Source organism: Hyunsoonleella ulvae, assembly GCF_016827605.1.
In the GTDB taxonomy this organism is placed as follows: Bacteria; Bacteroidota; Bacteroidia; order Flavobacteriales; family Flavobacteriaceae; genus Jejuia; species Jejuia ulvae.
On sequence record NZ_JAEPJQ010000002.1, the window covers coordinates 582149 to 607267 of the forward strand.

Sequence of the window (25119 nt, forward strand, 5' to 3'; positions counted from 1 at the left end):
CATTTTATTGCGCACTTCAATTTTGAAAATTTTTAGTTTGAATAATATATTTCTAATTCTGAAATTTCAGGAATAGCATTAGAAGCTTCTATTAAAATTCTAAATTTTGAAGCGGTTACCTGTTGAAATTGATGCTTTTTACTAGAACCACATGATGTATCTTCGGCTAAATTCATCCATTGTTCATTTTCAAAATATTGAATTTTATAGTTTGAAATATGGCTACCCCTTTCATGAATCACGATTTCATTGAACGTTTGCGGTTTAAACCATTCCACTTCCAACCATTCGTTCGATTTTGAACTCGCTTTCCAGTGTGTTTCTAACTTTTCATCATTTACCCTAAATGCTTCAAAAAGTGGTAGTTTTTCAGAATCTATAGTCATTGAAGACGCATTCATACGCCCAATTAATGCCAAATTACTGGGTGTATTTAAAGGTTCTGGATAGCTTACTTTTGGTAGCTCAGTTACTTCAAAATTATATTTACCTGATGCCACTTCAAAAATGATATAATTACCTACCGCATCGCTTTTCTCTGAACCTATATATTTAATGCCTTCAGACTTTTCAGCATGCATTCCACCTTCAAAAACTGATTCTATTGCATTAGCGGGGATGTAAACTTTAGCCGAAGTATTTATAGGGATTTCTATATGAAACGTTGCTGTTTCATTAGCGATTTTCCAATTTGAAACGACATCTCCATAAGGCGATTGATAACTTGCATTTACATAGGTTAAATCTCCTACTGGTGCTGGCTTCACCATGAATCGTTGCATTCCTGGTTGCTCTGGATCTGGTCTAATTCCAGCAAAACCTTTAATAAAATAACCACCAATACCCGTGTAACAGGTATGAATTTGGCTGTTCCCAATGGCAGACCAACGTTCTGGCCATACCGTTTTACCTTGCTCTAAAAAGTAGCCATAACTTGGGTGTCGTTTGTCTTTTAGCAATTCGTAAATTAAATCCATACGCTCCCCATGTTCTATAAAATAGCGTGTATACAATGCTTGCCCAGAACTACCAGTATCGTAATACGGAAATTTATACAATACTTGGTCCACTAAATTATTGTAAACCTTTTGTTTTTCTAAGTCTGGCGTGACTCCGGAAAGTAGCGCAAAAGCCTGATTTACTTGATGCCCTTCTCCATATTTACCTGTGTTTGCATTATATATTTTTTTGTGTGTGGCTTTACATTGTACCTCTAAACGGTTTGTATACATTTTAGCATCTTCTTCTTTCCCTAAAGCATTTGCTATTTGAACCGCAGACTCTAGCATAAATGCGTACACACAGTTATTAAAATGTTCGGATTCTGGAGAGTTACTAGAAGTCCAAAAATTTCCTCTTGGTGTACACCAGTCGCCTAAACCTGGAAATTCTAATGTACCTCTTGTACCAATCTTTAGAGCTCCTCCTGTTTCATAATCTGAATGCTCATACAACCATTGCATCCATTTTTTTAACGTTGGATAATGGTTTTCTAACAATGCCTTATCGCCTAACATGCGATAAGTTTCCCAAATGGTAATAGGGCTATTTGCCATCCACATTAAAAACTCAAAATCATCTCCATTTATAACGGCTCTCATCTTACCATCATCGGCCTGGGCATCTTGCATAAATTGGGCATATTGACCCATATATGCACCACTTTCAAAATTTGGTAAAGCGTCTCCATACATGGCAGCCACGGTTACTTCTCCCCAACCTCTACGTTCACGATGCGGACAATCTACCAAAATACCATCTATTGTATTGGCGATGTAGGTATTAAGATTAACTTGATACATCTTATTTAACAACTCACTGGAGCTTTCAAATTGACTTATTTGTTTACGATTATTAGTAATTACATAACCTTTAATGTCTTTTAATTCAGGCTTATAATTAATACCGTATACTGTTACGTAACGCCCTCCTGCTAAATTAAAACGGTTAGTAAAATGTCCCGTACCTGATTCATCAAAAATGTATTTACTGCGTTGTTCCCAAGATGTGGAGACCTCTTTATGGTCGGCAACTTCAAAAGTAACCGTATCTCCTTCTTTTCCATTAAACAGGTTCATTTCGAAAAAGCCTGTATAATTTTCGCCCATATCAATCACATAATGGCCTTCCTTATTTTTAGTGACACCAATTGGGTTAACTTGTTTATATTTTACTTGAGGTTCTACAATTTGCGCACTTAAAGTTGCTGTAATTTTACTTGTTGGTGGGTTAGCATCCGTACTTGGTGCTCTTACTGCGCCTTTGGGACCTAAATTGATATTGGCTATATCTACCTCTTTCATTTCAGCTTCATCAAAAACAACAGCATTGTCCCAATTATTATCGTTGTATGTAACAGTATTCAAATTATCTTCGCGCAAACGTTCATCAATAATTTCACCGCCAAAATCTAAAATATCCCAAGAGCTATAGTATGAGCTATAGCTTTTTTTACATTTCCATGACGTGTCTGAAACCAATGTTATTGTATTGTCTCCAACCTCAATATTTGCTTGTGCTTTGAATACGAAAGGTGGATCGTAATAGGCTTTTACCCTTCCCCATCTTGTCCAACCAGCAGCATGCCAAATACCTATAACATTATCACCTTCTTCTAAAAACGCCTTTAAATCGTAAGTAAGGTAGGGCAAACGCTTCTTTAGAAAAGAGTTTACTGGGTTCATAACTGCTTCACTTACTTTTTTGCCATTTACGTAAACCTCGTGATACCCAAAAGAAGCTACATGGATAAATGCTGAATTGGGAGTAGCATCTAAAGAAAAGTTTTTTCTATACCAATTATGGTCTTTTTTATTTTGATTTTTTTTATAAATCCATTTGCCTTTCCAATCTTTAGGATTTAACAATCCCATTGAAAATTTTGCTGTTGTACTCCATTTAGATTCTAAACCTGAAACGTCCCAAATTTTTACCTTCCAAAAGTATTGTTTCCCTGACTCTAGGGTGTTTCCAGAAAATGCGTTATTTACTGATTTATTAGTTAATACCTTACCAGAATCCCATACGTCTCCTTTATTATTCTCTAGTGATTCTAAATTACTTGATACTAAAACTTGATACGCTGTTTGCTTTTGTCCCCTAACCTGATTCTTATCAATAATTTTCCAGCTAAACCTAGGGGCTTTATTGTCAATTCCCATGGGGTTAGCCTTATACTCACACTTTGGTTCAACGATAGAAACAGTAGATTGTTTACACGACATGCAGCACAATCCAAGTATCATATATACAAACAAAAGTGAGCATGAAAACGTAGTGGTGTTACGTAATAGTTTCATTTTAATTGACTTATTTAGTTTTTATGGATTTAGAAATAATAAATAAAGTAAAACCTTTTTTAAAAAGTGTCATGCAATTACCTGTAATGCTATTCTACCTATTTACTACTCTTCGTAAATTTCTTTTAAAATATCCTGATTCACAATTAACAAATTGATATATTAGTTGCACAAAATGATATGAAAAATAACTATAAAAAATATCAAATCACTACTTCTAATGATGTTTCATGGGGATTTTACATAAATGATTTAGGACGAAATGTTATTAAAAAATACTCTGAATATCCCTCTAAAGACCATCCAGACCAATACAGTTTTACATGGAATACAGGGCGTGTTTTAAATGAATTTCATTTGGTACTCATCACAAAAGGGCAAGGTGTTTTTCAAAGTAAAGCTACAGGAAAAGTAAATATTACTGATGGTGATGTGTTTTTGCTGTTTCCCGGAGTTTGGCATCGCTATAAACCAAAAAAAAGTACAGGTTGGACAGAACGATGGGTAGGTTTTTCTGGGGAGATTGCTTCCCAATTCCTTTCAAATGGATTCTTTAGTGCCGAGGCCCCAATTATTTCTAAATGTAACAAACCGTCTGTTTTAAATCATTTTAATACACTTTTCAAATTGTTTGATGAAGAACATTATGGGTACCAGCGTTTAGCTTCTGGTATTTGCCTGCAGCTTATGGCAGAACTTTATAACATTAAAACAGGTGGTAATAATATTGATCACCTAAACTCCATGACATCTCGCGCAAAAGGTATTATGTATAAAAACATCAACCAGACTATTGATTTAACTACTATTGCATCAGAACTAGGGATTAGTTATTCTAAATTTAGATTAGACTTTAAAAAACAAACGGGTGTCTCTCCTTTGCAATATTTTTTATTATTAAAAATTGAAAAGGCAAAAGAGTTACTTTTGAATACGAAAAAACCCCAAAAGGAAATAGCTTTCGAATTAGGGTTTGAATCGGATTATTATTTCAATCGTTTATTTAAAGGAAAAACTGGTTTAGCTCCCGGTAAATTTAGAGCTTTGAGTAAAACAGCTTCTTTATAAAATAAATAATTTCTGTAGCGATACACTGATAAGCATTTCTTCCAAATTTAATATCTCATTTTGTTTAACTCACACGTATCGTTATCACAATCCCCTCTTTATGGTCTTTATCAAAATAAGCTTCAATGGGAACAGCTTCTACTCCCGGCACCATATTAAACGTTCTGTTTTTAGCCATTTCCTTTATATTTAAAGGTACATTGGCTTTTATAGACACCAATCCTTCTGGTTTTTGAATTGTGATTTCATGGTCTCCAACCACTGATACTTTCTCATGGTTAGGTGAGGCCACTGGCAATATAAAGGCTGTTCTCTCAACTATAGGTTGATTTGTTTTAACATAAATTTGCATGTCATCAACAGTACATTTGTAGGCAATTTCAAAATCTGAAGCGGTGTCAGCTACAATATCACGCGTCTCGTTTTTAAGCTGAATCTCAGATTTCAACTTTATTTCCCCATCAACGTCAGACGATTCAATAATTGCAGTTAAATCGAATAAATTGGTATACCAAACATCGTCTTTAAAAGTTTCCACTCGTGGAGTTAAAGCAAAATCCTCCCCGGGTTGTACTTGCTGATTATTCTTTTCTACCATATAATACACAGCCATACTTGCTGCGCACAATAAGCCTACTTTATTATGATACAATACTCCTAATGCACCTCCAGTAGCTTGACGATAATCATTTTTGTAATGGTACTCCGCATCATATGCACTAACTGTTCCCCTCCAATCTCCTCTTGCAAAAAGAGACACATCTAAATCTTTAAAATGCGTTATACCATCTGCAGTTACTCTTGGTAAGGCTGTATTTTTATTAATTTCTGGTAAATGCTCCCAATGGTCTAGTAAAAAAGTTAATGGCTTTGCATGTGTAAAAGTGTGGTGTATACATGGCAGTATTCCTGCTGAAACATAATGCGGACCTCCATGAATTAACCCACCTGAAGTGCATTGTTTTAACAGCTCTGAATTTTTTACTGCTGCTGTACCAAAAGTAGGATTAATATGAGCCATTAAACCAAATGCGAGCTGGCTGCCATCACAGGTTCTACTGCCCCAGTAACTCCACTTATACATTCTGTTACCCCAGCTATTGTCCCAAGCTCCATCTGGTAACATAAACTCCAAATGGCTATTTAAAGATTTGGTTAGAATTTGCAGTAGCTCTTCGTCATTTTTTTTGAGTGCATACATTACCAAACTATTTAAAGTCTCCTCGACATTATACCCCAAATCTACACCGTGTAGGCCTTTTGCGCTTAATTTACTTGAACTCTTTTTACATTCTCCAAACAACAAACCTTCATTGGCTGTAAAATAGGCTTTTACCTCTGATGCCAATGTTTTACTCTTGGCTTTAAAGTCACCTCTACCTACTACACCTCCAATTAAGTCCAGCCCATAAACCGCTGTTCCTGGATAATTAATATTAGTAAAGTCTATTGTAAACGTATCGTAAATATATTGCCCAGCCTTTTCAAGGCGTTCTGTCCATGCCACTCGCGTGCTTTCACCTAAAACATGTCCGTGATAATGCAGGGCTTCGGCCAAAGCAATAGCACCAAAAACAGTTATACCTTTCCACGATTTAGGGTTTTTGATAACTGTCCATGAGCCATCTTCTTGAGACACGTTATTTTCTGCCCAAAGCATTACTAATTTAGCACCCTCTACATATTTTTGATCTCCTGTTTTATCTGCCATGTATAAAAATGGATAAACTGCATCCATACAGCGACCATGTATGTGCTCACAAGAGGGGCAATCTAACGCGCCGTGTAATTCTAAGTTTGAGGGGTTTATAATTTGTTGTTTTAACATGGCATCACTCCAGTCTTTTAACAAATCGGTAATTAAACTTTTAAATTCTAAAGAATGTTCTGGGTGGTTTTCGCAGGCATTAAATAATCCTGCAATTGGCAATGATAAACCTACACCTGCTAATGTTGATAGCTGAAGGAAGTTACGTCTTTTCATTTAGTAAATATTTAAACAGGTTGAATTTAAAAAGATAACTTTTATAAGCTATCCTGTTTTGTCCTGTTAAAAACTAAAAAAGCCAGAAACAAATTTGCTCTGGCTTTTACTTTCAATACTTTGAATATTTTTATTTAATAACAAGCTTTGTATGATATACTTTATTATCATCTGCAATAGCTTTCACTAAATAAACACCTGTTTTAAAAGTAGTACTTTCAACTTCCAAATCACTTCCGTTTGACTCATTTTGATAAATACGTTTTCCTAAAATACTATAAATTTCTACAGTCTTAACATTGTTGATGTTTTTTAATACAATTGTAAACCTTTCTTTTGCTGGATTAGGATATATATTCATTGAAGGAGTTTTTAGTTCTGCTCCAGAAACACTTAAAGTTTGACTAGTTGAAATAGCTTGCCATACACTTCTAGTATCTGATTCTGGAACTATACTATGTGTAACAGTTCCATCTACCTCTTGATACAAATATCTGCCAGCAGTCCTAGATTCGAATCTGTAGGTATCGTCGACATCATTATATTCAATCGTCCAAGTTTTATCTGTATCACTTGATGGTGCAGCTGCTCCTGTACTAACAACACGATAGGCTCCTCCAGAAAAACCAGCACCCGTTGCACGTAATATTCCAACAGTTTCACTATCAATATTATAATACGCACCACTTTCAACGAAAGTCCAATGTGTGTTTTGAGCCTCACCTGAATTGGTCATGATAACTGGTTCAGCACTTGAACCTACAGCTGTGAGAAATTCCCCTGTGGCAACATTTCTTAATCTAAAAACGTCATCAGAAGGCGGTGTACCAGAATTGTCTACAACTTCCTCTCTTTGATAGGTTGTATTTGCCCATCTTATTTGAGCGCGACCTCCTCTTACTCTATATACTCCATATCTTATACCAGATTCTGTACCTCTCTCTGGATCTGGAATATTAAAATTAAAAGCGTCTCCACCTATTATTGCATCGCAATAATGAATTTTCTTTGTAGCATCACTTGGATCCACCCTAAAACCAACTTCTAGTTCAAAATCAATTTCCGCATTTTTGTCTACTCTCTTTAGAAAAACAACTTCCCGACCACTACCTGATCCGCCACGTTCCAAGATACGCTCGGCATAAATATCAAATGCTACTTGCTTGTCTGCATTTATTCCAGTGCCATAAACAGGATGTGCTCTATATAAACAAATGGCAGGATCTGGTGGACCACCACCTCCTGTATGTTTACCTTTGGCTTGCGCAATGTATGTTCCATCTTGACTAAAACTGCCAGCATCGCCTACCTCTAAAATCCTAAATGTTCCCGTGAATCTTGCATAACTCCCTACACCCGTTTCTCCAGATCTAGGTAAAGAACGTTCTATTCTAGGCTGTAAGGTGTTTGGTGCATCCCAATGGTTGGAGCCAGCAGTAATATTATAAACACCCCAATCTTTCCCATTAACATTACTTTCTGAGTAATCGGAGTAACAACTTCTATCATCCGCAGTCCCCACGTTAACAGACCCTGGTATATCTACATTTCTGGTACTATTGTTTTCGAACTCACCAGAAGCTGGGCAATTTAAATCTGTGCTCGTATCTTCATCTGGAGCTATAACTACAGGGATTTCCACAAAAGGAATGAGCTCCCAATTACTTCTATCATCTGTTGCTGCAACTGAAACATGAGTTACCGTTCCATTAGCATCATGATACATAAACCTACCACTATTACCTGATTGAAATCTATAGGTGTCATCCGTTGTATTATGTTGTATCGTCCACACTTTATCAGCATCAGTTGCTGGAGAAGCTTTAGTTGTACTAACAACTACAAAAGGGCCTCCTGGACCTCCAGAACCTGGTGCACGTAATATTCCTAAGATTTCGCTGTCAATGTTATAAAATGCTCCGGTTTCCACAAACGTAAAATGAGTGCTTTGATCTTCTTCTCCTAAATTTGTCATAGTAACTGCAGTGGCACTTGAACCTGTATCTGTTAAAAATAGCCCAGTTTCTACATTTCTTAATCTAAAGATGTCATCAGAAGGTGGCGCATCTTGAGCTGTTATGGAAAGTGAACATAACGTAGAAAAGAAAAACAATATTGGTTTAAAGGTAATTTTTTTCATAACTGTTGAGCATTTATTATGTTGATATTAAAACAAATAGCACGTAAAACTATTGACTGCAGATTAAAAAGGTATCCTGACCTATCCTGCTCATTGACAACTGAACTTATAACTCAAAAGAAAAAATCAATTTAACAGACAACCATATTAGATGGTAGAATTATTGTAAAATCAATTTAGAATAGAACACTTTATTATCTACTGAAAAAGCTTCAACCAAATAAATGCCTGTTTCAAATCCGGAGTTCTCAACTTCTAAAACATTACTATTTGGTAAGTTTTGATACACTCGTTTTCCTAAAATATTATAAATATGAACACGCTTCATAGTATTAATATTTTGAAAGATTATAGTAAATCTATCTTGTGCTGGGTTAGGATATATTTTTATTGAAGCGGATAGTTTTTCTTGATTAGAAACACCCAATGGCTCATTTTTTAAATTAGCTTTCCATTTACTTCTACTATCAGTTTCTGAAGCAAAAGAATGGGTAACATCCCCATTTGTATCATGGTATAAGAATCTACCGCTACCAGATTCAAACCTAAATGTATCATCTGAGTTGTTGTAATGAATTATCCAAATTTTATCACTTGTACTTTCTGGAGAAGGTCTTTCAGTACTTAAAATAACATAAGGGCCTCCTGGACCTCCAGAACCTGGAGCACGCAATATCCCCAAAGTTTCACTATCAATATTAAAAAATGCACCACTGTTAACAAAAGTCCAATGTGTGTTTTGCGCTTCATCAGAATCACTCATTGTAACTGGTGTAGCGGGTAGTCCTGCATCGGTTAAAAATTGACCACTAGCAACATTTTCCAAACTATAAATCCCTTCTGTTAAATCTGGATCATCATTTTCTATAGGTTCTGCTTCTACTTCCTCCATCTCGTAAGTTGTATTGGCCCACCTGATTTGAGCTCTACCGCCTTTAACCCTGTAGGCTCCATATCTAATACCTGACTGCAAACCCCTTTCTGGCTCTGGAATGTTCCAATTAAAAACTTGCCCGCCAATAACGGCATCAGCATAATGTATTTTTTTTGAAGGATTGTTTGGGTCTGCCCTAAAACCTACCTCCAGTTCAACATTAGTGGGTACATCTCTGGGAATATTGGTTAAATAAGTATATTCTCTAAACCCTTCTCGGTTAACAATTTGCTCTCTATAAATATCGAAAGACACCTGTACATTACTGTTAACTCCTGTACCATATATTGGTAACGCCAAATATAAACAAATAGCAGGATCGGGTGATCCTCCGCCTCCTGTATGCTTCCCTTTGGCTTGCATGAAATAACTACCATCTTGACTTAGAACACCTCCTCCAAAAACATTACCGACTTCAAGGATTCTAACTGTTCCTGTAAATCTTGCATAACTACCTACGCCTGTAGTTTGAGATCTGGGTAAAGAACGTTCTATTCTAGGTTGTAAAGATTCAGGAAAATGGTTTGAATCTACTGTTATGTTGTATACTCCCCAAGTATTGTTATAAACATTACTTTCTGAATAATCAGCATAACAACTTCTATCATCAATAGTCCCTACATTAACAGGGTTTGGTAAATCTGATGAGGTTCTAGTTTCATTTCTAAATTCATTAGATGCTGGACAGCTGAGATCTGAACTCGTATCTTCATCAGGGGCTGTTTGTGCTGTAAGACAAAGTGAAGAGATTTTAAAACCACAAAACAATAAAAATCTAAAAGTATTTTTTTTCATAGCTGCCTAAGTATGCTGTTCAAAAACAGTGAGTATTGTAAAATTCATACAAACCTATTAAAATAGTAGACTTAGCTTTAATATTTTAGTTTAATGAGCCAATATTTCGCTAAAAAACAAAACTTTAACAAATCTTACTTAAAACAACCATAAACGAATGATTAATACGTTATTTGCCTCAAAACCACAGGCCCAATTAATCCAGAAGCCTCTAGTTCAGTTTCATTTCTCTTAGGTGGATTGGTCGTCCAAGTTTTCTTTTGATCCTTTGATCTGGAGTTATCAAAAATGAGTTGATTACGCCACGTATTGGTTACCTTAATTTCAAAAGTATTTTCTCCTTTTCGGACAAACTCTGAGATGTTGAATTCAAACGGTGGTGACCATTTTACACCAACCTTTTTATCATTACACCAAATTTCTGCTATGTTTGCCACATCTCCTAAATCTAGAATTGTATGTTTACCAATCTCATCTAAATTGATTGCTTTTGAATAAGTCACTGTACCTGAATAATGTTTTACAGCCTCATTTTCAAGTGCAGTTAAAGATTTTAATTCAGAGACTTCTAAGATATTTGGAGTGTCCCAACCTCCTTCAAAAGATAGTTTCCAATTATTTTGAAGCAATATTTCTTCAACAGAAATTTCTTTTCTTGCTTCTTTTTCATTTTGATGAAATACATACTTACCAGACATAGACGCCACAAAATCGTCATCCTTCCAAGTTAATTGAGGAACAACTTCCTGCTCTTGAATTTTAGACCACCCCGTTTCAGTATTTAATATAACTTTACTATTGTGAGCTACTTTTGAAGCCAAAGGCTTTTTATCATTTTTTGAAAACACTACGATAGCACTTCCATTTGATGCCAATGGTAATGCTATATTAGTTCTGTCTTCTGAAGTTTTCCAAATTTTAGCATCTTGTTGTTCTCCTGTAAATGCATCCCAAATTTGAGGAGAGAGGTCATTAACTCTAAAACTCAACGCTAAATTTACAGGTTTATCTTCTTTTGAAGCTACAAAATAAATATTAGCATCATCTATTTCTCGATGTATCCAATTAACATCTATACCTTGAGGCACAATCACATCTGGAGCAATACTTTCTTCCTTTAAAACAGCCTCCAGAGTTTTACCCCAATACACTTTTCCTTTGCCTACTTGTTTCACACCACTTTTAGAGGTTCCCCATAGTTTATCCGAAATAGACTTAAGTTCTTTTAAATCATCCTCATCATCCATCAAACTAGGAGAATCCACAGGTTTGTTACCTAAAATTACTGCACCGCCTTCAACTAATTCCCCTAACTTCTTTATTGTGGACAATAACATTTCTTCAGAGTCCCTCAACATAATAATACGATAATCCCCAGCATCTTCAACATGTATCTTATTATCGCTTACACTTAACTTCTCCTGTAAAATTTCAGCATTTAAATAATCAAATCGATAACCTTCAGGAAAATCATCTAAATCAAAAGGTGGACGCTCATAATGATCGCCATAATACCATAACACGTCTGCCACATATTCGCCTTGTTGCAATACGTATTGGTTTCTGCTTAAATAATCTATCCAATATGGCATATATTTCCACCACGTTTGCTGCCTTACCAAAGGAAACCCAATATGTCCACCAAAACTAGAGCCAGGATATACATCTGTTTGCGGTGTATGCGAAAAGGTATGAAATACGAGATGGTTCACACCTTTAGCAAAATTATAATCTATTAAATATTTTACAGAAAAAGGATGCTCATTCCACTTTACACCAACTTGTGTACACGCCTCTGCTGCCAAGACAGGCTTGTTGTACAAATGTGTAGCCGAAGCGGCGTTGTATATTGGTTTTGCATATTCATTTTGTACAGATGGTGCTGAAGGATACCAAAACTCAGTCATTGGCACATCACTTACGCCATAATATCGCATTGGGTCTATGGGCAATACTTCACCTCCAGCACCTTCGGTATATACCTCAGCACCCATATCGTGAGCCACAGTTGCAAAATGCTTGAAAAAATTATCAATAAACACCTCATCCATGGTATGGCGTAAATCTCTTAAAAACTTAGTTGTTTTTTCAGGACTTTCTACAATATATCCCATTGTAGCTGGCAAATAAGATTTCATACTGTAACCTCTACGTGATTCAAATTCGGTAAACATATCTTCAGAATTCATCGTCCAAGTAGGCACATGACTTTCCCAACTATCTATTAACAACCCATGCAACTTTCCATTACCTATTGGTCCACCATCTTTAATTAAATCTCCAATCATACCATTACGCAAATGGTTTTCTATAGCTAATTTATCTAGTTTACTAGATTCCCAACCAGTAGCTTCAGGAACTGCTGGTTTATTGGTTAAGCGCATATTTATATGCCCAAAACGTACAATAGTCCAATTGCCTTCTGGAACATCCCAAATTAATTTACCATCAGCAGACAGATTATTAGTTAAGTTGATGATGTTTTCAGTATTTATAATCGTATTTTCAGCATAATCATATTGTACATCTTTTTCAAGACGTCTTAAAACTTTAGCTGCTTTGGCTTCGCGATTGTGTAATTTTGGTTTTGCACTTAATCGGATAAATTCTGGAGCTATTTTATGCTTCCCTTCAAAAGTGAAAATGAATTCTGATGAAGTTGTTTCTGGGATCGTTAAGGTAAGATGCTTACGCCTATCATTCCAATTGGCATCAGGTAAATTTATAGTTGCTACTTCTGTTAATTTATTTTCAATATATGCTTCCACCTTAAGATCTACATCTATCACAGGATATTCTGTACCCATGATAATATGGCGTAATTGTGGAAATTTGATAGTTCTTAAAGTTACTGGACTATCAAAAGTTGTTTTTACCCAAGTATCTTGACTATTTACTTTTGAAATACCTTGAGCCCTGTACTCTTCTAAAAGTTTATCTAATCGCGTTGATTTGCGTGTTACTATGATTGTTGAATTGGGGTTAAAAATATCCTTCCATGGCACTACCTTATTATTCGTTTCTATTTTAGAAGGATTAAAAGGTTTTATATCATCACCTTCAACTGTTGGGAAAGCCAATACTTGAATATCTTTATAATCGTAATCTGGAGTATGGTACAAAGTATCTATTTGTAAAACGTCTTCAAACTTTTGATTTCCAGAAACATGATACGTTGTTTCCACAATTTCACGTTGTGCTTCTTCAACAGGTACCCAAGGTCCTCCCGTCATAGACCAACCTGGGCAATTTTGCATAGTAAATTTTAAACCCAAACGTTCACATTCATTTGCAGCATGACGAATCATATCTTCCCATTCAGGCGATAATATTTTTATAGGCTGCACATTAGGGTAAGGCCTACCCGCTTTATTAAACAAGTGAACACCTTGTAATCCTGCATCTTTTATAGCTTCTAAATCTAGCGTTAAGCCTTGTTTACTAATATTATTTCCATTTAGGTGAAACCAAGTTTCTGGTCGGTATTGTAATGCGGGCGATTTAAAATTTATTGATAATTCTTTTAAACCAATAGAAGATAACTCCTTATTATCCTTACTAGAATGGTTACATCCTAAAAGTAAAATTTGCAACAGTAAAAACAGAATAAAGGAAAAGTAAAATTTCATAATTATAGTCTGGATTCTAGCATAACAAGATTATCAATAATTTACTAAAAACCATCCTGTATAGACCTGTAAGCCTTGAATAAACAGGTAAGTTAGAATTATAAATAAGTATGAAGGGGTTAAGGATAAATCCCCCCTTTACTTTATATATTGGAAAAGGTATAGGATACTGATACATCTTCAGTATCCATATTGATGTGTGATAAACGACTCATCTGTGGTACTGATACAAATAAAAATGCCCAACTTCTATGAAGCCGGGCATCTGGTTGTCGGGATGACAGGATTTGAACCTGCGACCACACGGCCCCCAGCCGTGTACGCTAACCGGACTGCGCCACATCCCGTTTTAAAATCAGCTTTCAAAGAAACTATTTTTTTAAATAATTACAAACTTGTATGTTGTTTAAATTGCAAATAAGTCACAGAAAAATTTTAGCTTGAAGTGACTTTGGCAAATAGGCACGCTTAGGGATTGCAGCGGTATCCTTTTGTTTATTTATTAATAAGACTAACTTGAAACCTTACACTGTAAACATATTATGGATTCCTGCCTTCGCAGGAATGACAAAACAAAAGACCTACCGGCAGGAAGGCCCGACCGAAGCGATTCTGCAAGGTTTACTAAAAAATCTTATAGGTGTGAGCGTAGAAAACGCCCAAAAACAAAAAAGCCAAAGCTATTAAAACTTTGGCTTTAATAATTCTAATTAATTTCCTAATTATAAGTCGAGGTAGACACTTCAAAAGAGGTGTCTTTAGCTGCTAAGTAACGTTCGGCATCTAAAGCCGCCATACAGCCTGTTCCTGCAGCGGTTACTGCTTGTCTATACACATGGTCTGCTGCATCTCCTGATACAAAAACACCTTCTACGTTAGTTTTGGAAGACCCTGGTACATTTATAATGTAACCTGTTTCATCTAAATCTAAGTAATCCTTAAATATATCCGTGTTAGGCTTATGCCCAATTGCCACAAAAAATCCTGTAGCTGGAATATCGTGCTTTTCATTTGTTTTATTATTAAACACACGAACCCCATTTACCACTTGTCCATCTCCTAAAACCTCATCAGTTTCCGTATTGAATAAAATCTCAATATTCTCTGTGTTTCTAACTCTAGCTTCCATGATTTTAGATGCCCTAAACTCATCACGTCTTACCAACATGGTAACCTTTTTACATAATTTAGATAAGTAATGTGCTTCCTCACATGCTGAATCTCCTGCACCTACAATAACCACTTCTTGATTTCTGTAAAAGAAGCCATCACAAACTGCACAAGCTGAAACACCTCCACCTAATTTTAAATATTTCTGTTCAGAATCTAAGCCCAAGTATTTTGCCGATGCTCCTGTAGAAATAATTACAGTATCTGCATGTATTTCTTTGGTATCGTTTACCCAAACTTTGTGAACATCACCTGAGAAATCAACTTTAGTTACCCAGCCATCTCGTACATCAGTTTCAAAACGCTGTGCTTGCGCCTGCAATTGCATCATCATTTCTGGCCCTGTAACACCTTCAGGGTATCCTGGGAAATTTTCAACTTCATTAGTAGTAGTTAACTGTCCCCCGGGTTGCGTACCTTGGTACAATACAGGATTCATATTTGCTCTAGCAGCATAAATCGCTGCGGTATAGCCCGCAGGCCCAGAGCCTATTATTAAACATTTTAATTTTTCTATATCTTCTGCCATAATCTTATCAATTTAGTAGAACAAAAGTAGAATTTTTGATGTAAACCTTACACATAAGTTATTAACACTACCTATAAAGCGATAAGCCTACACTATTACAGAAAAGACAAATCAATTTTAACATAATTCAACTTTTATTTTTTTTATATTTGGGTATTCAGGTTTTCCAAATCTACATTCAATCCTTTTAATTCATCCAACTTATGTCTTTCGAACGTATTCGGGAAAAACTTAATATACTTGCTGATGCCGCAAAGTATGATGTTTCTTGCGCTTCCAGTGGCAGTAATAGAAAAAACACCAATAAAGGTTTAGGGAATGCCACAAGTATGGGCATTTGCCATACATACACAAAAGATGGCCGTTGTGTGTCTCTTTTAAAAATCCTATTGACCAACCACTGTATTTTTGATTGTGCCTATTGTGTTACAAGAAAAAGCAACGACATAAAACGTGCTGCATTTAAAGTACAAGAAGTGGTAGACTTAACTATTAATTTTTACAGAAGAAATTATATTGAAGGCCTATTTTTAAGTTCTGGTATTTTTAAGAATGCTGATTATACTATGGAACGTTTGGTAGCCGTTGCTAAAAAATTACGTTTAGAAGAAAATTTTAATGGTTATATACATTTAAAATCTATCCCGGGAGCATCTGATGAATTAATGCGGGAAGCTGGACTTTATGCAGATAGATTGAGCGTTAATATTGAAATCCCTACCAAAGAGGGCTTGAAAAAATTAGCACCAGATAAACATCAAGAAGACTTCATTAAGCCCATGAAAAAGGTTAAAAATGAAATCATTCAATATAAATCTGAAAAGAAAATTATTAAAAGCACACCTAAATATGCACCTGCAGGGCAAAGCACACAAATGATTATAGGGGCTAGTGGCGAGAATGATATGCAAATTATGTATACCTCTAATTATTTGTATAATAAATTCGATTTAAAACGTGTGTATTATTCTGGATATATACCCATAAGTTATGATAAACGTTTGCCCATGATAGGCACCGAAGTTCCTGTTTTACGCGAGAATAGATTATACCAAACCGATTGGTTATTGCGTTTTTATGGATTTGATGTTCGCGAAATCCTTAATCCAAAACATCCTAACTTAGACTTAGATATAGACCCAAAGCTATCTTGGGCTCTACGCAACCTACATCAATTTCCCGTAAATGTTAATAAAGCTGACAAAATGATGTTGGCAAGAGTGCCAGGACTTGGCATTACATCAGTACATAAAATTATAAATGCCCGTCGTTTTAGAAATTTAAATTGGGAACATTTAAAAACCATAGGAGTAAAACTAAACCGAGCAAAATATTTTATCACTTGTAATTCTAGATATTTTGAAACCAAAGACTATTCGGCCTCTAAACTTAAAGAAATACTAATACATAATTCTACTGGCAAACATAAAAAAGCGTTTACAGGTCAATTAGCATTATTTACCTAATGCAGCATATCACGTTTACATACGATGGTTCTTTTGATGGTTTTTTAACTGCCGTCTTTGAAATATATGAGCGTCGCTTATCGAATGTTATTATTAAAAATGAGCTTCAATTTGAAAGTGAACTTTTTGGTATACACGAACACATTATTACAGACAACAATAAATCTAAACGTGTTTTTGATGGATTAAAAAAACGCATTGGCACTAAAGGCTGCACAATGCTATACTATTCATTTTTAAGTGAATTGGAAGGTATCGAAAACACAATGCTAAGCGTTGCTAAATACACTTTTAAAAGTCAAAAAAACATAATTTCAGATTATAGCCATCCCGATGTATTACACCTGTCTAAAGTTGTAAAAAAAGTTAGAAGGGAAAAACATAGAATGGAAGCCTTTGTTAGGTTTCAACAAACAAAAGACAATATTTATTTTGCTAATGTAGAACCTGATTTTAATGTATTACCGCTAATAAAAAACCATTTTACAAAACGATATGCCAATCAAAAATGGATTATTTATGATTTAAAACGCAAATATGGCTTGTTTTATAATCTAGAAAGTACAGAAGTAATTCATATAGATTTTAATATAGATACAAAACAAGATTGGTTTACCGAAAACGAAAAAACATACGAAACGCTTTGGAAAGATTATTTTGAAAGCACAAATATAGAAGAACGCATCAATACTAAATTACATGTTAGGCATGTTCCAAAACGGTATTGGAAATACCTAAGTGAAAAACAACCTTAAACAGAAATAGGATTGATAGGCGAAATTAGGTTGTTATAAGTTATATTTATCATTTATTTTTAAAACATGAAGATAGTAGTATTAGATGGTTATACCCTTAACCCTGGCGATTTAAATTGGGATGGTATGTCTCAATTTGGAGACTTAACAGTTTATAATAGAACAACCTATGACGATGAAGTGATTATTAAAAATATAGGCAATGCAGATATTGTGTTTACCAACAAAACCCCTATTAATAAACATGTGTTATCAAAAGTAACATCATTAAAATATATTGGCGTATTAGCAACTGGATACAATGTAGTAGATATCAAAACCGCTAAGCAGCACAATGTAGTTGTAACGAATGTGCCAGATTACAGCTCAGTATCAGTTGCACAATTTACCATGGCTTTAATGTTAGAGTTATGCCATCATGTAGGAGCTCATAATGATGCAGTACAAAAAGGAGATTGGATAAAAAGTGAGGATTTTTCCTTTTGGAATTACCCATTAATTGAGCTAGCAGGTAAAACATTAGGGCTAGTTGGTTTTGGAAAAATAGGTAGAGCTACTGCAAAATTAGCTGAAGCGTTTGGTATGCACATTTTGGTATATAACAGAACCATCTATCCGGAGTTTGAAAATAGCAACTTAAAATTTGTTACACTGGATGAGCTATTAAAGACCTCTGACTTTATTAGTTTACATAGTCCTCTAACCGATGAGACAAATGGTATTATCAATAAGAATGCAATAGGTAAAATGAAACAAGGGTCGTTTTTAATTAATACCTCTCGTGGTCCGTTAGTAAATGAAAGTGATCTTGCCGAAGCTTTAAACAAAGGCAATTTAGCTGGTGCTGCACTAGACGTGATATCTAAGGAACCTATGCAGGAGAACAATCCGTTATTGGGAGCAAAAAATTGTATTATCACACCCCATATTGCCTGGGCACCCAAAGAGGCGCGACAACGTTTAATGCAAATTACAGTAGATAATTTAAATGCCTTTTTAAATGGCAACCCTGTAAATGCTGTAAACTAACCAGAGACAACGCATTTTGTTCTTAAAACCTATAATCATAAAAAAATAAATCCCGCCAATGGCGGGATTTAAAAATTGGAATATCAAACTAAATTAACACTATACATTATGAAAATTTATTCCCAATTTATGTGTTAAAACCTATTCTTACTTAGCCGTATTTAAAAATTTAGGTTTAATAATTAACATAGCCCATGCCCAGTTTTGAGTTGACTTCACACCAGGTAAATCAGCGATTTCACTTGGCTCAAAGAAGTGAGAGTAACCACCAACTAACTTAAATTCTTTAAACTTCTTAGCGATTACTAAATCTATTTCAGAACCTAGATCCTTTCCATCAAAACCATTTACATCTTCAACTTCTGTAAAGTAGTGTCCTGTTAAGGTTACCGCTAAACCTGCAATTTTAGTGGCAAGAGATACTTGTAAATCATTTAAACCACCAGCGTTTGCATGGTTACCTACATAAAATCTATCAATTAAACCGTTAAAGGCATGGTTTGTACCATATAATGGAAAGAATGCTGCAGAATCATCTGTTCTACCAGAAATGGTTTCGTAACCAGCCCCTAAAGTTACTTTATCAGAAACCTTATACTTCGCTAAAATACTTGCCAATATGGCACCTTTTACATCTAATCCACCTACTCTCTCTCCTTCTTGTAAGAATAGATTAGCAGCTAAAGACAATGCTCCTGTTTTATAATCAGCATGTACACCAGTAGTTAATAAAGTTGCTTTTCTATCCGTAGTTGGAGGTGTTGCAGGATTGTTATCTCCTCCATTTTGGAATGTATTTAATAATGCTAAGAACGAAAAGTTTAATTTTTCCCCTTTAGTATTTAACCTGGTAAATACCATATCTCTATAAGAGAATAAGTTTGCTGTAAAATAAATTTCATCAACCGTAGTATTTAAAGCACCACCAATATCTAAGCTAAGCTTGTTCTTTTTGTATTTGTAGACTGCAGCATCATGCGTACGTGCCTGTTGTGCCCATCCTAAACCACCAAGAATTCTTTGGTCATCATAAGATAGTTGTTGGCGACCAAGTTTTAAACTAGAAAATTCGCCTAGTTTTAAATCTGCCCAAGCTTCCTGTACTCTAAAGTTTCCATTTCCAGCAGTTGCAATTTGTGGTCTATCACCAAAAGCAAATACCTCTTGAAAATTAATGAATACCTTGTAAGTTTCAGCAGTATAAGCAGCTTTTAAGGCTGCTCTTACAGTAGTTCTTATAAAGCCTTCATCAGCATCCGTTGCTGTTTGGGCAGGAAATGTACCTCCTGTAAAGTTACCACCATTGCCAAAGTATTCACTACGTGGTCTAAATTCCCCTTCTAATGTAAACTGTGCCTGTGCAAATTGAACTATCAATGCCATTAGGCCTATTAAAACATATTGCTTTCTCATTTTTTACTTGTTTTTACGTTTAATTTGTGTTTGAGTTTTTAATTAATTGTTTTGTTTTTAGGTTGTGTTTATCCTGTGTTTATGGGAATCTAATATCCCACAAACATGTTGTAATTCTATTTGCTTAGTGTGGTTTACGTAACTTCTAGTGTTCTAAGAAGTCTATTAAGTGTTTTCTATATTTATAATAATCGTCGTGTTCTAATACCGATTTACGCGAACGAGGCCTTTCAAAATCTATATCTAAAACGTCTCCAATTTTTGCTCGAGGACCACTAGTCATCATTACTACGCGATCTGCTAAAAATATGGCCTCATCCACATCGTGGGTAATCATTACCGCCGTAATTTTTTCTTTATTCCAAATCTCTATTAATATATCTTGTAATTCGCCTCGTGTTAAGGAATCTAACATTCCAAAAGGCTCGTCTAACAATAAAACTTTTGGTTTAATAGCAAATGCCCTTGCTATACCAACACGTTGTTGCATACCTTGAGATAAGTCAGAAGCACGTTTATTAAACGCATCTTCCAGACCTACTTTTTGCAAGTAATATTTAGCGATATCGTTACGTTGTGCTTTGGTAGCATGAGGAAACACTTGGTTTACACCCAACAATACATTTTGTAAAGCCGTCATCCAAGGCATTAAACTAGGTGCCTGAAATATAACACCCCTATCTGGCCCTGGCCCTTTTATGTGCTTTCCTAAAACCGAGATGTTTCCGCCAGAAATAGGGTTTAATCCAGCAATCATAGAAAGCATTGTAGTTTTACCACATCCAGAATGCCCAATAATAGTAACAAATTCTTCTTTTCTAATTTGAAGATTTAAATGCTCCAAAACCACATAATCTCCTTTTGGTGTTGGATAAACCTTCTTTAAATCATTTAAATCAAGCATTACTTCGTTAGAAGGGAAAATGCCATTATGTCCTTTTGTAGCTGTATCTGTAATAATAGTGCTCATAGCTGATCTTTATCTAAATTGGTTTACAAAATCTTTTGGTGCTAAATCTGGAAGTACAATTTCTTCCGAGGCTTGTGCCTTACGCTCCGCTCCTATATCCATTAAATACTCAATAATAGCATTTCTGGTTTTTTTGTAATTAGGGTTGTCGTTCATTTCGGTCTTGTCACGAGGACGCTCAATGTCAATCTTAAACTCAGGCCCCAAGGTTGCGTTTGGCCCAGGTCGTAATGGGATAATACGGTCTGCCATGTAAATACCTTCATCTACATCGTTCGTAATCAATAAAGCGGTACGCTTATCTTTTCCCCAAATATTTAATATCTGGTCTTGAAGCGTACCTCGCGTTAATGCGTCTAGCGCCCCTAAAGGTTCATCCATAATAATCATATCCGGTTTCATAGATAAGGCTCTAGCTACAGCCACACGCTGGCGCATACCTCCTGATAATTCTTTAGGTAACTTATTAATAGCAGGTGTTAAACCTACCATGTCAATATAGTGTGCCGCCTTACGCTTATACACCGCTTTTTCTCGTTTTGGAAACGCTTCCTTTACCGCCATCATTACATTTTGCTCAACGGTTAACCACGGTAATAATGAGTAATTCTGAAAAATCACACCACGTTCATGGCTCGTGCCTTCTACAGGCTTTCCTTTAAACAACACTTCGCCTTTGGTGGGTTCCAGTAATCCGTTTATTAAATTTACCAGTGTGGTTTTTCCACTTCCAGTAAAGCCTACAATTGCTACAAACTCACCTTCCTCTATTGATAAATTAATATCAGATAGCACCTCGGTTGCATTCTCATCATTCCCGTAGGTTTTGTAAATATTTTTTAATTCTAAGTATGCCATTTCTTTATTGTTTAAGTGTTTATTTGTTGATGCGTTTAATCGATTCCACGATTAAACATTTAAACAATTCAACATTATATCGCGTCTGTTTTTTCAAAAGACACTGCATTTTGAATGGCTAACATGAGGCGATCTAACAAGAAGCCTATAATACCAATAACAAACATGGCAACTATAATTTTGGCGTTCGAGTCGTTGGCACCATTTTGGAATTCCTCCCAAACAAACAATCCTAAACCAGGGCTCTGTGCTAGTAATTCAATAGCAATTAATACCATCCACGCCACAGACAATGTAATTTTTAAACCCGTAAAAATTAAAGGCAAAGACGATGGCAATACCACTTTAAACACTTTTTGGAAATTCCCAAGTTTTAAGACCTTGGCAACATTGATGTAATCTTTATCTACCGATGATACACCCATAGACGTATTTACCAAAGTGGCCCACATAGAACATAAACCAACTGCTATAAACGAGATGGTAAACGAACTATCCTCACTAGAATCTATCAATAATGTTTTTACAATCATAAACACAAGCAAGTACCAAACCACTGGTGATACAGGCTTAAAAATTTGAATAAACCAGTTAAACGCACTTTTTAGCGTTGGACTTAATCCTATAAAAATACCAAGAGGCACTGCAATAAGTAAAGCCAAAAAGAAACCTGCAAATACCGTTTTTAAACTTCTAAAGATTTGATCAACAAAAGAAGGTCTACCCGTATACACGATAGGATCTTTACCTTCAGCCACTCTCTTTTCGTTTAACGCCGCTGTTTTTTCAGCAAAAGCAGCTTTATCAGCACTAATTAAGGCGTGATCGTTTAATAACGATTGGAACGATGCCCAAACCTGTGAAGGAGATGGCAGCGTGTTTGGCTGACAGCTTATATCTCCCGAAGCAATACAAGCAGCCATTTCATCAGCGGCAGCCTGCCCTTGTTCGTTTAATGCTTTTTCTATTCTAAACTCAGCCTCAACATTGTATAGCGCCTTAGCCCCTAAATGCCATAAACCTAAGAACAATAGAACAGAAGCAATAGGTACAACTATTTTACGTAAAAAGGCTTTGTAATCGTCCTTCTCTAGCTTCCCTGTAAATAGGTCTTTAAACGAGCTTAAAAAGCCTAAGCCCATAAATTTGGTTACTTTTCCTAGTGTTAAACTTTGCTTCATGACTCTTTTATTTAATGTGTGTTTAGTGTTTGTGTTTACTAGTGTCATACTGAACTAGTTTCAGCTTCACAGCCTAACTAGATTCTGAAACAAGTTCAGAATGACAGATAAATTTTGATTACTTTACCGCTTTATCTTTATTTCCAATTGAGAAACTGTTGATGTATCCTATTGGGTCTTTAGCATCATAGGCATTTCCATCAATAAAGTCTGTTGTTGCAGGCTTGTAACCATCAGTTTCTGGAATATCGCTTGCAGGAATGTTACCCTCTTCCACTAAAAGCTTAGCTGCTTTTGTCCAAATATCAGGTCTGTAAATATCCTTAATTGTCTCAGCATACCAAGACGCAGGCTTCGCTTCAGGAATTTGCCCCCAACGTCTCATTTGTGTTAAAAACCAGATACCATCAGAGTAGAATGGGTATGTAGCATTGTACTTGTAGAATACGTTAAAGTCTGGCATCTCACGCTTATCGCCTTTTTCAAATTCAAACGTACCAGTCATAGAGTTTGCCAATACAGCCTCATCAGCTCCTACATATTGAGACATAGATAATATTTTTACAGCCTCAGCTCTATTTCCTGGCTCATCTAACCACTTACCAGCTCTAATCAATGCTTTAGTTACAGCAATTGCAGTGTTAGGGTTTTCATCCACAAATTTCTTTGTCATTACAAATACTTTCTCTGGATTGTTTTTCCAGATATCATAGTTGGTAGTTACTGGGACACCAATACCTTTAAATACCGCCTGTTGGTTCCATGGCTCTCCTACACAGTAGCCGTAAATTGTACCAGCTTCTAGTGTAGCAGGCATCTGTGGTGGAGGCGTTACAGATAATAATACCTCAGCATCAATCTGTCCTTGTACGTTATCAGCAGTATACATACCTGGGTGGATGCCCGCTGCTGCTAACCAATATCTTATTTCGTAGTTATGCGTAGATACAGGGAATACCATACCCATTTTAAAAGCTTTACCGCTGTTTTTGTAATCTGCAATTACTGGCTTAAGCGCATCTGCTTTTATAGGGTGTACCGGCTTACCATCTGCACCTTTAGGTACGTTTGGCTTCATTTTGCTCCATACATCATTAGATACTGTAATACCATTACCATTTAAATCCATTGAGAATGGTGTTACCAATTCTGCTTGACGGCCAAATCCTGCACCTGCTGCAATTGGCTGACCCGCTAGCATGTGGGAACCATCTAACTGACCATCGATTACACGATCTAATACATTTTTCCAGTTAGATTGTGCCTCAACTGAAACAAATAAGCCTTCATCTTCAAAAAAGCCTTTTTCTTTTGCAATAGCTAAAGGTGCCATATCTGTTAACTTTATAAAACCAAAGGTTAACTGTGGCTTTTCTATTTCTAAAGTTTTTGTTGTTGATGCCGCTGCTTTTTCAGCTACAACTGTTTCCTTTTTCTTTTCTCCACCACAAGCAAATAGTAGCACTGCCACAGGTAAAATCCAAGATGTGCGTTTTAATAAAGATTTCATATTCTAAGTTTTAAAAGTTTTTCTAAGTATTTATACTTAATTTTTAAGCAAATATATAAGTACCTTTAAATTTAACCCCTATGATTCCCCATAAACACACCTCTTTTTACCCATAAACTAACCTGCTAAAACACAGGTTTAAAACATAATTAACTTAAAAACAATTGTTTATATATTAAAAAAACGCATATGCATCTACTTATTTAGCTACGTATAAACAGGTGTTTGTTAATAACATTTTACGTATGTTTTACTTAAATAAGGAAAGTTTAAACAGAAAATTTAAGGGTTTTAGTAAAAACTACGTAGTTATATGGTGTTTATTATGCTTTTGGGCTGAATTAGTATTTGGGTGTATAATTTAGAATGTGGTTAGGACACTTTATGGA

General features: G+C 35.6%; 15 protein-coding genes and 1 tRNA gene. 4 read left to right on the top strand and 12 right to left on the bottom strand.

What is annotated here, in order from left to right:
• Window positions 1-32: 32 nt before the first annotated feature.
• Window positions 33-3299, bottom strand: coding sequence for a family 78 glycoside hydrolase catalytic domain (locus JS605_RS08020; RefSeq protein ID WP_203257177.1), 3267 nt, complete (start codon window positions 3297-3299; stop codon window positions 33-35).
• 180 nt (window positions 3300-3479) lie between these two features.
• Here JS605_RS08020 and JS605_RS08025 point away from each other — a divergent pair, with 180 nt between their 5' ends.
• Complete coding sequence (locus JS605_RS08025) at window positions 3480-4367, top strand: AraC family transcriptional regulator (protein ID WP_203257178.1); 888 nt, start codon at window positions 3480-3482, stop codon at window positions 4365-4367.
• A gap of 64 nt (window positions 4368-4431) precedes the next feature.
• On the opposite strand, the gene JS605_RS08030 is transcribed toward JS605_RS08025, so the two are convergent.
• The 6 genes from JS605_RS08030 to trxB form a co-directional block, all read right to left on the bottom strand.
• Window positions 4432-6351 carry a hypothetical protein gene (locus JS605_RS08030; protein WP_203257179.1) on the bottom strand — a complete coding sequence of 640 codons (1920 nt, stop codon included), beginning with the start codon at window positions 6349-6351 and terminating at the stop codon, window positions 4432-4434.
• A gap of 130 nt (window positions 6352-6481) precedes the next feature.
• Window positions 6482-8491, bottom strand: coding sequence for a T9SS type A sorting domain-containing protein (locus JS605_RS08035; protein ID WP_203257180.1), 2010 nt, complete (start codon window positions 8489-8491; stop codon window positions 6482-6484).
• A gap of 160 nt (window positions 8492-8651) precedes the next feature.
• Window positions 8652-10220, bottom strand: coding sequence for a T9SS type A sorting domain-containing protein (locus tag JS605_RS08040; RefSeq protein WP_203257181.1), 1569 nt, complete (start codon window positions 10218-10220; stop codon window positions 8652-8654).
• A 161-nt stretch (window positions 10221-10381) separates the two neighbouring features.
• Window positions 10382-13849, bottom strand: a complete 3468-nt coding sequence (locus JS605_RS08045) for a glycosyl hydrolase (RefSeq protein ID WP_203257182.1) — start codon at window positions 13847-13849, stop codon at window positions 10382-10384.
• Between the two features lie 272 nt (window positions 13850-14121).
• Window positions 14122-14196: transfer RNA gene (locus JS605_RS08050), tRNA-Pro, on the bottom strand.
• 371 nt (window positions 14197-14567) lie between these two features.
• A complete protein-coding gene (gene trxB / locus JS605_RS08055; RefSeq protein WP_203257183.1) occupies window positions 14568-15548 on the bottom strand; it encodes a thioredoxin-disulfide reductase in 981 nt (326 codons plus the stop codon).
• 203 nt (window positions 15549-15751) lie between these two features.
• On the opposite strand from trxB, the gene JS605_RS08060 reads away from it, so the two are divergent.
• The 3 genes from JS605_RS08060 to JS605_RS08070 all read left to right on the top strand — a co-directional run bounded on the left by JS605_RS08060 (window position 15752) and on the right by JS605_RS08070 (window position 18798).
• Window positions 15752-17014 (top strand): putative DNA modification/repair radical SAM protein, encoded by a 1263-nt coding sequence (locus tag JS605_RS08060; protein WP_203257184.1) that lies wholly within the window; start codon window positions 15752-15754, stop codon window positions 17012-17014.
• On the top strand, window positions 17014-17769 hold the full coding sequence (locus JS605_RS08065) for a TIGR03915 family putative DNA repair protein (RefSeq protein ID WP_203257185.1): 756 nt from the start codon (window positions 17014-17016) through the stop codon (window positions 17767-17769). Before JS605_RS08060 ends, JS605_RS08065 begins: the two co-directional genes overlap by 1 nt.
• 66 nt (window positions 17770-17835) lie before the next feature.
• Entirely contained in the window at window positions 17836-18798 is a 963-nt protein-coding gene (locus tag JS605_RS08070; protein WP_203257186.1) for a D-2-hydroxyacid dehydrogenase, read from the top strand.
• A gap of 147 nt (window positions 18799-18945) precedes the next feature.
• Here JS605_RS08070 and JS605_RS08075 read toward each other — a convergent pair whose 3' ends face one another.
• The 5 genes from JS605_RS08075 to JS605_RS08095 all read right to left on the bottom strand — a co-directional run bounded on the left by JS605_RS08075 (window position 18946) and on the right by JS605_RS08095 (window position 24730).
• Window positions 18946-20211, bottom strand: a complete 1266-nt coding sequence (locus JS605_RS08075) for an alginate export family protein (RefSeq protein ID WP_203257187.1) — start codon at window positions 20209-20211, stop codon at window positions 18946-18948.
• 145 nt (window positions 20212-20356) lie between these two features.
• Window positions 20357-21181, bottom strand: a complete 825-nt coding sequence (locus JS605_RS08080; protein ID WP_203257188.1) for an ABC transporter ATP-binding protein — start codon at window positions 21179-21181, stop codon at window positions 20357-20359.
• Window positions 21182-21190: 9 nt separating this feature from the next.
• Window positions 21191-22039 (bottom strand): ABC transporter ATP-binding protein, encoded by an 849-nt coding sequence (locus JS605_RS08085; RefSeq protein WP_203257189.1) that lies wholly within the window; start codon window positions 22037-22039, stop codon window positions 21191-21193.
• Between the two features lie 74 nt (window positions 22040-22113).
• Window positions 22114-23220, bottom strand: a complete 1107-nt coding sequence (locus JS605_RS08090) for an ABC transporter permease (protein WP_203257190.1) — start codon at window positions 23218-23220, stop codon at window positions 22114-22116.
• A 118-nt stretch (window positions 23221-23338) separates the two neighbouring features.
• Window positions 23339-24730 carry a CmpA/NrtA family ABC transporter substrate-binding protein gene (locus JS605_RS08095; protein ID WP_203257191.1) on the bottom strand — a complete coding sequence of 464 codons (1392 nt, stop codon included), beginning with the start codon at window positions 24728-24730 and terminating at the stop codon, window positions 23339-23341.
• Window positions 24731-25119: the final 389 nt, after the last annotated feature.